Genomic DNA, 12,941 nt, shown 5'->3' with positions numbered 1-12,941 from the left:
GTAGATTTAAACTTAACTTTAAAAATGTGTAATAAAAAAGCCTCTAAACGAGGCTAATTCTTTTTAAATGACATCGTCATTAGCTTTTAACTTTTCAGTATTTTCTGCTAATTGTAATTCGTCAATTATTTTTTGGATATCCCCATTAACAATATTCCCTAAATCGTACAATGTTAATCCAATTCTATGATCGGTTACACGTCCCTGCGAATAATTGTAGGTTCTAATTTTAGCACTTCTATCTCCAGAAGTTACCATGGTACCACGTTTTTCGGCATCGGCAGCATTCTTTTTGGCCAATTCCATTTCGTATAAACGAGAACGTAATACTTTAAATGCTTTTTCTTTATTCTTATGTTGCGATTTCTGATCTTGACATTGGGCCACTAATCCGGTAGGAATGTGTGTTAAACGCACCGCAGAATACGTTGTGTTTACCGATTGTCCTCCTGGTCCTGACGAACAGAAAAAATCGACTCTAACTTCTTTCGGATTAATTTCAACATCAAATTCTTCTGCTTCTGGGAATACCATTACTGTAGCGGCACTGGTATGTACACGCCCTTGAGTTTCTGTTTGTGGCACACGTTGTACACGGTGAACACCCGCTTCAAACTTTAAGGTACCGTATACGTCTTCTCCAGTAACTTCAAACTGAATTTCTTTAAATCCGCCGTTAGTTCCTTCACTGTAATCTACAGTATCGACTTTCCATCCTCTACCTTCACAATATTTAGAATACATTCTAAATAAATCTCCAGCAAAAATACTCGCTTCATCTCCACCTGTTCCTGCACGTAATTCTACAACCGCATTTTTAGTGTCTTCCGGATCCTTAGGAATTAACATTACTTTAATTTCTTCCTCTAATTCTGGTATGCGAGATTTCGCTTCTTCATATTGCATTTTGGCCATATCAACCATTTCTGCATCACTCCCATCCGCTATAATTTCTTCAGATTCTTTTATGTTTTCTGTTAAGGAAATATATTCCTCACGTTTATCCATTAAGCCTCTTAAGTCTTTATATTCCTTATTTAATTGTACATAACGTTTCTGATCTGTAATAATATCTGGTTGAATGATTAAATCACTCACCTCATCAAAACGTTGTTTTACTATTTGTAACTTGTCTAACATCTACCTAATTAAATTGTGGAGCAAAAATACGATAATTTATGAATTTTACATATGTAAATTAAACACATAATATTGCGTGATAAAATTTAAAGGAAGATCATTAATTCTCTTCAAATAATTCTTCTTTTTTAAATGGAAGTACGGCATAGGCTGTAAGCAGTGTTATGCCTAATATATGAAACAATCGTGTTGGGTAATAAAACTCACCTATTGCCAGATAGTAAGAGATAAAGGCAAGAAAATCGGATAACGCAATAGAAAACACAAAAAACACACAAACTATAGACCGCATAGAATTGTATCTAAGATTATAGTTTACCACTAAAATAAATAATATCAGGTATAATAAGGCGCAACACGCGTACAAAAAAATATGCAAGGTATTGTTAAACTTCATGGTTGCTAATTCTAACAATTCCAGAAATAAAGCACCACCAAAACCAATAATAAGCAAACTACCAACTACCGATTTCTTACTTTCAAGCTCTATCTTAAATCGTGGTATTAAGTGCCAAATCATAACTAATAGTCCCAAAGATTTTAACACCGATGCCAAATTGTTATAAAACGGATAATCGTAAAACATGATGCACACATCGGTAGAGATAAACAGAAGATAGACGAGTGTTAATTTAATTTTCTTTAATCCTCCAAATATAATAAAGAGTACAAAAAAGGCTAAAGTCGTAATATTCCGAACTAACCTAGAGTCAAATGCCGTGAACTGTGTTATAATAAAAAAGTTTATTACAACCATGGTGCACGCCAATAGTATTATACTTGTTTTTTTAGAAATCATGAGTTTTGAAAATTTAAATCTATCTAATTCTCATTTAATTAGCAATCTTATATTACTACGATTTGGTTACAAAAAAAGCGAGAGTTCCCTCTCGCCTTTTTAAGCTTGTATTCACTTTATATTATCCACATTTAGAAGATCCACAATCTTTACATGTAAGACACCCTTCTTGATAGATTAAATTTTCAGAATCACAATTACTACACGTTTGCCCTTTTACTTGCGTTCCATCTGCAACAAAACGTTTTAAAGCGCGAACCACTCCATTTTTCCATGTATTTATAGACTCACTATCTAATTGTAAGCTATTAATTAAGTCTACAATTTTATCGATTGGCATACCGTGACGAAGTGTACTTGATATTAATTTAGCATAATTCCAGAATTCTGGATTGAATTTATGGGACAAGCCTTCAATAGTGGTTTTGTAACCTCTCTTGTTGTGGTATTGAAAATCGTAACGTCGCGTACCGTCGTCGTTTCTGTTTTTAATAATTAAGCCCTCGTTAACCCAACGCGGAATTATCATACCATCTTCATCGTCTGTTAATCCCGTAAATACTTCGTAAGGTTTACCATCTATTTTACCAATAAACGCAATCCATTTTTCTTTATTATTTTGAAAACGTACTACGTCTGCTTCAAGAACTTGTGGGCGTTTTTTAGGGAATGTTGTTAACACATCTGTAGTTGGGTCCTCTTCTTTCTTTTCTTCGTTAGAGATTAAAACTCCTGCACGAGATCCGTCGCGATATACAGTTACTCCTTTACAACCAACTTCCCAAGCTTTTAAATATAACTGCCCAACTAAGTCTTCAGAAACATCGTTTGGTAAATTTATGGTTACACTAATAGAGTGATCTACCCATTTCTGAACCGCGCCTTGCATAGACACCTTACTTAGCCAATCTACATCGTTAGATGTGGCTTTGTAATACGGTGATTTAGCAATTAAAGCATCGATTTCTTCCTGAGAATAGTTTTTAGATAAATCGAAATTATTTACTTCCATCCATTGTTTAAAACGGTGGTGAAACACTACATATTCTTCCCAAGAATCCCCTACCTCATCAACAAAATCTACACGCACATTTTTGTCGTTCGGGTTTACTTTTCGTCTACGTTTGTAAACCGGCATAAATACAGGTTCTATTCCTGAACTTGTCTGCGTCATTAAACTTGTAGTTCCTGTTGGCGCAATGGTTAATAAGGCTATGTTACGACGTCCGTATTCTAACATGTCGTAATACAATTTACTATCGGCTTCTTTTAAACGTTGAATAAATGGATTATCTTTTTCTAATTCAGAGTTATAAACACCAAAAGCACCACGGTCTTTTGCTGTATACACAGAAGCTCTATAGGCTTCTATAGCTAATTTTTTATGTACTTCTACAGAGAAAGCATTTCCTTCTTTACTTCCGTATCTTATACCTAGAGCGGCTAACATATCACCTTCAGCAGTGATACCAATACCTGTTCTTCTACCTTCTTCTGCTTTATGTTTAATATTTTCCCAAAGTTCTTTTTCGGTTGCTTTAACAACATCTAATTCTGGATCTGCTGCAATTTTAGCTAAAATACCATCAATTTTTTCTAATTCTAAATCGATTATATCATCCATGATACGTTGTGCAACAGCTATATGCTTACTAAATAATTCGAAATTAAAACTTGCGTCTTTAGTAAACGGATTTTCTACATAAGAAAATAAGTTGATTGCTAATAGACGGCAAGAATCGTAAGGACATAAAGGAATTTCTCCACACGGATTGGTAGATACTGTTTTATAACCAAATTCTGAATAACAATCTGGAACAGATTCATTAATTATAGTGTCCCAAAATAAAATACCTGGTTCTGCAGACTTCCATGCATTATGTACTATTTTTTTCCAAATCCCATCCGCTTGAATGGTTTTTGTAAACTTAGGGTTTTTACTAAAAATTGGATATTTCTGAGTGTATTCGCCATCCGCCTTTACTGCTTTCATAAACTCATCGTCTATACGCACAGATACGTTAGCTCCGGTAACCTTACCTTGCTCTAATTTAGCATCTATAAAATCTTCTGAATCTGGATGATTTACAGAAACAGACAACATTAAAGCACCACGACGTCCGTCTTGAGCAACCTCTCTAGTAGAATTTGAGTAGCGTTCCATAAAAGGTACGATACCCGTAGATGTTAAAGCTGAATTTTTTACAGGAGACCCTTTTGGACGAATGTGAGATAAATCGTGCCCCACACCGCCACGACGTTTCATTAATTGTACCTGCTCTTGATCTATTTTCATGATTCCTCCGTAAGAATCTGATTCGCCACTATTTCCTATTACAAAACAATTTGAAAGTGATGCAATTTGAAATGGGTTACCTATCCCAGCCATCGGACTACCTTGAGGAACGATGTATTTAAAATCTTTTATTAAGTCAAAAATTTCTTGTTCAGATAATGGATTTGGATAGCGAACTTCTATTCTAGCAATTTCTTTTGCTATCCTTTGGTGCATATCGTTTGGCGTTAACTCGTAAATATTACCGTCGGAATCTTTAAGAGCGTACTTATTTAACCAAACTCTGGCTGCTAAATCGTCTCCTTTAAAGTATTTTAAAGCAGCTTCGAAAGCTTCATCTTGTGTATAGGTTTGTCTTTGAATAGGTAAGGAGTCTACTTTCATTGTCTTTTCAATTTTTGTGGTTACTAGAATAATTTTGAGACCACAAATATAGACAAGTGTTTGAAATAAATCACACTTCGGAAAACAAAAAGTTTTCAAATAATTTTCATAATAAACTTAAATACAAGGTATTAAATATTTATCAACATAAAAAAGTTAACAAATAATTCAAACTATATGGAAATGATATTTTTAGAAATCTACAACAAAACCTATACCTAAAAGCTGTCTCCACTGTACTTTAGCACCGCCTTCTCCGTACTCATCGGCTTCCTCATTTACAACAACCAATGTCTTAACGTCATTATCATATTTAAGATGCGATCCCAAAGTTGCTTTAATAAAGTTGTTCACTTTAAAATCCATAACCACCTCCCAATCGATATCGACATTTCCGAAGCTATTTATATAATCTGTATACAAATTTGTCGTGCTTTTTAACACCACATTTTTTGCGACATCTAATTCGTAATAATTGGTAATTAAAATACCTAGTTCTTCTCTTACCTTTTCTCCAGGAATAAGCACATTACCTTCGTCGTCATATACCGCTGGCGTCACCCCAAATGCTCCTGAATTCGCTAAGTCTTCATCGAGCACAAAAGTAGATTTAAAGGTTAGAGGTGAAGCATAAAGAGAAAGGCGTTTAATATCTTTTCCATATTCCATACCTCCCCCAAAAAACATATACCCTGGAGCCATGAATTTTGAAATTGGATTAGAAGTGTCGGGATACGAATATCCGTTAGCAAATTGAGTTTTAAAATTTAAACGTGCAGAGTAATACCATTTAGAACCTTTGGATTTTTTATACCCCAAAGACGAATTTATCTCGAACAAGTCGTCTGTCTTTTTTAAAGGCTGACTTTCTTGCTGGTTTATACCATAACGGGTATTTAAACTGCTATTCCAAATTAAGTTTCTATAGGTATAATCTAATTTCGAGTTTCCACTAACAATTGCTGAAATAGAATTACTACCCCCAGAACTCCAGTTTATAAACGCCACTTCGTTGACATCGAGACCTACTTTATTTTTATGAACCCATTTAGGCGTTTCTGTAGGATCTTTATCTTTTTTTTTCTTTATATACAATGAGTCTGGCTGAGCGAAAACACCCTGAACCATAAAAGAAAAAAGAAAAATAACAATATACTTCATAGTAAATCAACTCAATTAAAGCCTCAAAACAAAGCTTTTATTTATTCATATTCAAAAATGCCAAATTCACTTTTTATAGTTAAGTGTTTTTGCGCAGACGCTTCTACACGTCCAATGACTTTAGCATCGACATCAAATGTCTTAGATATCGCTATAATATCTTCTGCAACCTCAGGCGATACATAAACCTCCATACGATGTCCGCAATTAAAAACCTGATACATTTCCTTCCAGTCTGTTTTAGACTGCTCCTGAATCAGTTTAAATAACGGTGGAATTGGAAATAAATTATCTTTAATGATATGAAATTCATCTACAAAATGCAGAATCTTTGTTTGAGCCCCACCAGAACAGTGAACCATCCCATGAATATCTTCTTTATTGTATTTAGAGAGTATCGCTTTTATAATCGGCGCATACGTGCGTGTTGGCGACAATACTAACTTTCCAGCATCTATAGGCGAGTCTGCCACCGGATCTGTAAGTTTCATCTGTCCAGAATACACCAAATCACTAGGTACCGCTGCGTCGAAACTTTCAGGGAATTTATCGGCTAAATAATTATGGAATACATCATGTCTTGCCGATGTTAATCCGTTACTACCCATCCCGCCATTATAAGATTTCTCGTAAGTGGCCTGACCAAAAGATTCTAATCCTACAATAACATCTCCTGCTTGTATATTTGCATTATTGATAACGTCTTCACGTTTCATTCTAGCTGTAACGGTAGAATCAACAATTATAGTTCTTACTAAATCTCCCACATCGGCAGTTTCACCACCAGTAGAATGAATAGTTACACCAAATGCTTTTAAATCTTCAATTAACTCTTCAGTCCCATTAATAATAGCAGAAAGCACTTCTCCAGGAATTAAATTCTTATTTCGACCAATGGTTGAAGACAACATAATATTGTCGGTCGCTCCCACACAAAGTAAATCATCTATATTCATGATTAAAGCATCCTGAGCAATCCCTTTCCAAACCGAAATATCACCAGTTTCTTTCCAATACATATAAGCTAACGCACTTTTGGTACCTGCTCCGTCTGCATGCATAATTAAACAATATGCATCGTCTTGAGATAAATAATCTGGTACTATTTTACAAAATGCCTTAGGAAACAATCCTTTATCAATATTCTTTATAGCGTTATGAACATCTGATTTTGAAGCTGAAACTCCTCGTTGCGCATATCGCTTACTGACTTCTTGACTCATATGATTTTTTAATTGAAAATGATTTACAAAAGTACGCATTGTAAATTAGTTTTTTATGATAAATAACAGGAAAATCGAAGTCAAAAAAAACCTCCAGATATCTATTTAAAAAAGACATTTGAAGGTTTGTAAACATTCCACTTAATTTTTTTCTAGTAAAAATCCTTATTCCAAAAGGTTAGCAAGAGATTTTTCTTCGAGTCCCTGTTGCTCTATCAAAGCTTCCTTTGTAGTATTTTCTTCTTGTGAATCAATATCTGCTTGAGAAAACACAAAAGTAGCAACTAAAAGCAACAGCACACTTACAATGAGCTGTTTCATAATTAAATTGTATAGATTAATAGCCTTGTAAATATATAAAATACACGAGCAAATTATCTTATAACCACCTCATTACGAACAGGTTTTCGACAACACACACTTATGACAGACAAAGCACTTTACAATGCTAGAAAATACGTGCAACATTGTAAGAATTAACTTCCTGCAAACGCTCAGTATTTTATCAAATTCCTACAAATAGCATACTTAAAATAACACAATCACATATTATTAACCTTTATCAATTCACATCTGCAATAAAATACAAAACTACCATGCAGATTTAAACACAGATTTTGCTCTAGAATTACTTTATAAACAACAACTCTCTATACTTTGTTAACGGCCACAATTCATCGTCTATTAATAGCTCTAATTTATCGCAATGGTAACGAATCTCTCCAAGCATTGGGTTTATTACATAAGAGTAATCTAAAGCTTTCTTCTCTAAATCGGTCTCATTATTTATGCTCCGTCTTGCATCAATCATTTTAGTGACTTTAGAATTTATAGATTCTATATGTCCGGAAATATCTTCTATTAAAGTTAATTGTTCTTTGGCTACTTTTTTAAACGATGCCCCGTAAATCTCTTTTAAACCTTTAACATTATCGATTAAAACGTTTTGATAACGCACAGCGGTTGGTACAATATGACTTCTACAGATATCTCCTAAAACGCGACTTTCAATTTGTATGCGATGTACATAATCTTCCATCTCGATTTCGTATCGCGCTTCCGACTCTACTTTATTCATTACCCCTAAGCCATCAAACAGATCTAAAGTTTTTTTAGAGATTCTGACTTTTAGAGCTTCTGGCGTCGATTTATTATTACTTAATCCACGTTTCTTAGCTTCAATTTCCCAAGCTTCACCGTAGCCATTTCCTTCAAAAAGAATGTTTTTAGATTTTTTAATATACTCTCGCAACACATTAAAAACAGCATCGTCTTTCTTCATCTCCTTTTCTTCGATAAGGACATCGACTTCTGCTTTAAAATCGATAAGTTGTTTTGCGACAATAGAATTTAAAATAGTCATTGGGTTAGCACAATTGGCCTTAGACCCCACGGCTCTAAATTCAAATTTATTTCCTGTAAACGCGAATGGCGAAGTTCTGTTCCTATCGGTATTATCTAACATAATTTCAGGAATTTTACCGACCACGTTTAACTTAAGTTCCGTTTTTTCCTCTGGAGATAATTTCCCACTCGTTACATTTTTAAGCTCGCTTAACACCTTTGTTAATTGTGCGCCAATAAATACAGAAATAATTGCTGGAGGTGCTTCGTTTGCTCCTAAGCGATGATCGTTACTAGCCGATGCGATTACAGCACGTAGTAACTCCTCATTATCATTAACCGCTTTAATGGTATTTATAAAAAATGTAAGAAACTGAAGGTTGCTCATTGGTGTTTTCCCAGGCCCCAAAAGATTTACTCCTGTATCTGTACTTAAACTCCAGTTGTTATGTTTTCCTGAGCCATTTACACCTGCAAAAGGCTTCTCATGAAACAACACTTTAAAATTATGTCGCTCTGCTGTTTTATGCATTAAATCCATTAGCAAGGAGTTATGGTCTACTGCCAAATTAGCTTCCTCAAATATAGGAGCTAACTCAAACTGATTGGGAGCCACCTCATTATGACGCGTTTTTACAGGTATCCCTAGCAACATACACTCATGTTCTAGGTCGCGCATAAACGACATGGCACGGTTTGGAATAGTCCCAAAATAGTGATCTTCCAATTGTTGTCCTTTTGCAGACGAGTGCCCTAATAACGTACGCCCCGTTGCCACAATATCTGGTCTAGAGGCTACCAAAGCCTTATCTATTAAAAAGTATTCTTGCTCCCAACCTAGAGATGCATTAACTTTTTTTACATTTTTATCGAAGTACTTACACACAGCTACAGCAGCACTATCTACCGCTTGCAAAGCTCTTAAAAGTGGTGTTTTATAATCTAAAGCCTCCCCGGTATAAGACACAAATACAGTAGGAATACATAAAGTTGTACCGTAAATAAATGCGGGCGATGTAGGATCCCACGCAGTATAGCCACGCGCTTCAAACATATTTCTAATACCGCCATTAGGAAAACTAGAAGCATCAGGTTCTTGTTGTACTAATTCCCCTCCGCCAAAACGTTCTATAGCCGCTCCACCACCAATGGTTTCAAAAAAGGCATCGTGTTTTTCGGCAGTCGCTCCTGTTAGTGGCTGGAACCAATGGGTATAATGTGTGGCACCTTTAGAAATCGCCCATTCTTTCATCCCGGTAGAAATATGATCGGCAATTAATCGATCTATTTTAGACCCTTTTAGAATGGCATCCATAACCTCATTATACGCTGTAGTTGTTAGATACTGACGCATAGCAGTTTCATTAAACACATTCGCTCCAAAGACACTAGAGCGTCTATCCTTCTCCTCTATATACACAGGAGCCCGATCTAAAGTTTGTTTTAAGGCATGAAATCGTAGTATAGCCATTTTATTCAATTTTTATTACAAATATAAAAATTATAAGTCGGGTTTTTAAGCAAAAAACAAATACCCCTAAAAAAGATAGGGTATAACTAATAATTTCATAAAAATTACGAATCCACCCCACTATTTAACATGGTTACTGAAAATTTAATATTATATTTGTTTCTGACATTATTAACTATTATTAAAAAAATATGGCTAAGATTAAATTAGAGTACATCTGGTTAGATGGATACTTTCCAACTCAAAACTTGAGAAGTAAAACAAAAGTAGAAGAGCATGAAGATTTTAAAGGAACTTTAGAAGAGATCGGAAACTGGTCTTTTGATGGATCTTCAACACGACAAGCTGAAGGAGGTTCTTCTGACTGTCTATTAGTCCCAGTCGCAATTTATCCAGATCCAGACCGTATTAATGGATGGTTAATTATGACTGAAGTTATGAATGCTGATGGAACTCCACACGTATCTAACGGTAGAGCTACAATTGATGATGATGATAATGATTTCTGGTTTGGTTTTGAGCAAGAATATTTCATCATGGATAATAAAACACAAAAACCTTTAGGATTCCCTATCGGTGGTTATCCTGCTCCTCAAGGAATGTATTACTGTTCTGTAGGTGGTAAAAACACACACGGAAGAGACTTCGTTGAAGAACATGCAGATTTATGTATCGAAGCTGGTTTAAACTTTGAAGGAATTAACCAAGAGGTTGCTTCTGGACAATGGGAATATCAATTATTCGCTAAAGGTGCTAAGAAAGCTGGAGATGAAATTTGGATTTCAAGATACTTATTAGACCGTTTAACAGAAAAGTACGGATACTACATAGAATACCACCCAAAACCATTAGGTAAGGATATGGACTGGAATGGTTCAGGTATGCACGCTAACTTCTCTAACAGTATTTTAAGAACATGTGGAGATAAAGAAGTTTACGCAGCAATCTGTGAAGCTTTCAGACCAAGAGTAAAAGAACATATTGATGTTTACGGTGAGTTTAACGACCAACGTTTAACAGGTTTACACGAAACAGCAGCTATTACAGATTTCTCTTGGGGAATTTCAGATAGAGGAGCTTCAATTCGTATTCCATTAATTGTAGTCGAAAAAGGCTGGAAAGGATGGTTAGAAGATAGACGTCCAGCTTCAAACGCAGATCCATACAAAATTGCCGCTGAAATTGTAACAACAGTGAAAGGCGCTAAAATATAATTTTTAAGTTAATTATTTATTTTAAAAAAGTCATCTAAATCTTTAGATGGCTTTTTTTTATGTTACATACTTGAACATAAATAAACCACTCTTTTACACTTAAAGTGCTCACCTACTATTTAAATTGCTTTAGAGCTTATATCATCAAGAACAGTATGCCTTCTGTATTAATATCTCAAAACGAATTCCATAATCGTAAAATACCAGTCATAAAATGTCCTTATATAAAAAATGGCTAAATGTATTTACAAAGTTAGAATACACTCCCCACACCATCCGTTTTTGGCCGTTTAAGCAACACAAACCCGAAGTATAATATATAACGTGAAGTTAGTAAGCACACGGATTACACCTTATTACTGTACAATTAATTAAAGAGGAAGACAGTAGTATTAATTTTAACTAGCAGACCGAAGCATTATTCACTAAAAGTTGAAAAGATAAATACAACATAAGAGATAAAGATTATCGCTCCTTTTAATCGGCCTAACTCAAATCGCTTTGGTAAGAACACCAAAGGAATTAGAATACCAGAGAACCCTAACATCCAGAAAATATCGTTAGTTAAAATCATGGCGTTATTCACCATTATAGGCTGTATCATCGATGTTATTCCTAACACACAGGCAATATTAAAAATGTTAGAACCTATTAAATTCCCTAAGGAAATTGCTTTTTCTTTCTTAAGAGCAGCAATAACAGAAGCAGCTAATTCCGGCACACTTGTACCAATAGCAACCATAGTAACAGATATGACACGCTCACTAACACCTAATGACGTTGCCATGTCTATAGCGCCTCTAACCAGCCATTCACTTCCAAAATAAAGCGATGCGCCACCGATTAATAACCAAATAAATATTTTAAAATTTGAAGTCTGCTGTAAACTATCGTCAACTTCATCTACAGCCGAATCGTCTTTAGCAGAATTTCTTATTAATACCACCAAGAACACCACCAACGAGGTCATTAAAGCTGCTCCTTCCCAAAAGTCTAAAACCAATCCGCTTTTTAAGAAAAAATAAAGCACAACCGATAATAGCATCATCACCGGCCAATTTAGTTTATAAAAACCTTTATCTATTACTAAAGGCGAAATCATAGCCGTGATTCCTAATACCAATCCAATATTGGCGATATTAGAGCCAATTACATTTCCTAAAGCAATATCAGGAGCTCCATCTAGCGCCGCTTGTAAACTTACTAAAAGTTCCGGAGCAGATGTCGCGAAAGACACCACCGTCATACCAATTACTAATTTGGAGATTTTTAGTTTAAAGGATAATGCTACAGAAGAACGCACTAAGAACTCTCCTCCCACTACCAATAATAACAATCCTAAAATAACCCAAACTATACTCATCGTCTTCTAATTTTATGCGAATATAACACAGAAATACTAATTACATAAATGGTTATTCTAATTCAGTTAATTTTAAAATCAATATCATTAAAACTGAAAAAATAGTTATAAAACTATAGATATAGTTTTGTAACTACAAAAATAGTTATATATTTGATTCATCTACTAGCAAAACGAAAACAGCATGCAAAAACTAACAAATAAAGAAGAAGAGATTATGCATATTTTATGGACGCTTGAAAAAGCCTTTGTAAAAGATGTTCTTAATGAAATCAAAACAGACAAGCCTCACTACAACACCCTATCTACTATTATCCGGAATCTAGAAGAAAAAGGCTACGTTGGTTATACAGCTTTCGGTAAAACGCACCAATACTTTCCTATAATAACTAAAGAAGCATACAGAAAGCGATTTATGAGTTCTGCTATCGAAAATTATTTTAATAGCTCGTATAAAAACGTAGTGTCGTTTTTTGCTAAGGAGGAAAAAATTAGTGTAGATGATTTAAAAGAGATTATTAAAGTGATAGAGCAAAGCAAATAGAT

General features: G+C 34.7%; 10 protein-coding genes. 2 read left to right on the top strand and 8 right to left on the bottom strand.

The features are described from left to right. Positions 1-63: 63 nt before the first annotated feature. From prfA to ACKC83_RS09065, 7 genes are all read right to left on the bottom strand, one after another. Entirely contained in the window at positions 64-1,140 is a 1,077-nt protein-coding gene (gene prfA, locus ACKC83_RS09095) for a peptide chain release factor 1 (RefSeq protein ID WP_414036018.1), read from the bottom strand. A gap of 100 nt (positions 1,141-1,240) precedes the next feature. Continuing rightward, positions 1,241-1,939 (bottom strand): hypothetical protein, encoded by a 699-nt coding sequence (locus ACKC83_RS09090; protein ID WP_414036019.1) that lies wholly within the window; start codon positions 1,937-1,939, stop codon positions 1,241-1,243. Positions 1,940-2,060: 121 nt separating this feature from the next. Then, positions 2,061-4,619 (bottom strand): adenosylcobalamin-dependent ribonucleoside-diphosphate reductase, encoded by a 2,559-nt coding sequence (locus tag ACKC83_RS09085; RefSeq protein ID WP_434035270.1) that lies wholly within the window; start codon positions 4,617-4,619, stop codon positions 2,061-2,063. A 192-nt stretch (positions 4,620-4,811) separates the two neighbouring features. Then, complete coding sequence (locus ACKC83_RS09080) at positions 4,812-5,780, bottom strand: DUF3078 domain-containing protein (protein WP_434035269.1); 969 nt, start codon at positions 5,778-5,780, stop codon at positions 4,812-4,814. Positions 5,781-5,821: 41 nt separating this feature from the next. Continuing rightward, positions 5,822-7,003 carry an AIR synthase related protein gene (locus ACKC83_RS09075; RefSeq protein ID WP_434037770.1) on the bottom strand — a complete coding sequence of 394 codons (1,182 nt, stop codon included), beginning with the start codon at positions 7,001-7,003 and terminating at the stop codon, positions 5,822-5,824. Positions 7,004-7,168: 165 nt separating this feature from the next. After that, positions 7,169-7,324 carry a hypothetical protein gene (locus tag ACKC83_RS09070; RefSeq protein WP_414036022.1) on the bottom strand — a complete coding sequence of 52 codons (156 nt, stop codon included), beginning with the start codon at positions 7,322-7,324 and terminating at the stop codon, positions 7,169-7,171. Between the two features lie 307 nt (positions 7,325-7,631). Continuing rightward, positions 7,632-9,818, bottom strand: a complete 2,187-nt coding sequence (locus tag ACKC83_RS09065; protein WP_414036023.1) for a glutamine synthetase III — start codon at positions 9,816-9,818, stop codon at positions 7,632-7,634. A gap of 191 nt (positions 9,819-10,009) precedes the next feature. Here ACKC83_RS09065 and ACKC83_RS09060 point away from each other — a divergent pair, with 191 nt between their 5' ends. Next, positions 10,010-11,032, top strand: coding sequence for a glutamine synthetase beta-grasp domain-containing protein (locus ACKC83_RS09060; protein ID WP_414036024.1), 1,023 nt, complete (start codon positions 10,010-10,012; stop codon positions 11,030-11,032). Positions 11,033-11,450: 418 nt separating this feature from the next. On the opposite strand, the gene ACKC83_RS09055 is transcribed toward ACKC83_RS09060, so the two are convergent. Beyond that, positions 11,451-12,395: a calcium/sodium antiporter gene (locus ACKC83_RS09055; protein ID WP_434035268.1), complete on the bottom strand. Its 945-nt coding sequence runs from the start codon at positions 12,393-12,395 to the stop codon at positions 11,451-11,453. Between the two features lie 184 nt (positions 12,396-12,579). Here ACKC83_RS09055 and ACKC83_RS09050 point away from each other — a divergent pair, with 184 nt between their 5' ends. After that, positions 12,580-12,939, top strand: coding sequence for a BlaI/MecI/CopY family transcriptional regulator (locus tag ACKC83_RS09050; protein ID WP_414036026.1), 360 nt, complete (start codon positions 12,580-12,582; stop codon positions 12,937-12,939). The last annotated feature ends 2 nt before the right edge of the window (positions 12,940-12,941 follow it).

The organism is Formosa bonchosmolovskayae, from assembly GCF_051016085.1.
GTDB lineage: Bacteria > Bacteroidota > Bacteroidia > Flavobacteriales > Flavobacteriaceae > Formosa.
Note: the sequence above shows the minus strand (reverse complement) of the source record. Positions and strands in the feature narration are given on the sequence as shown.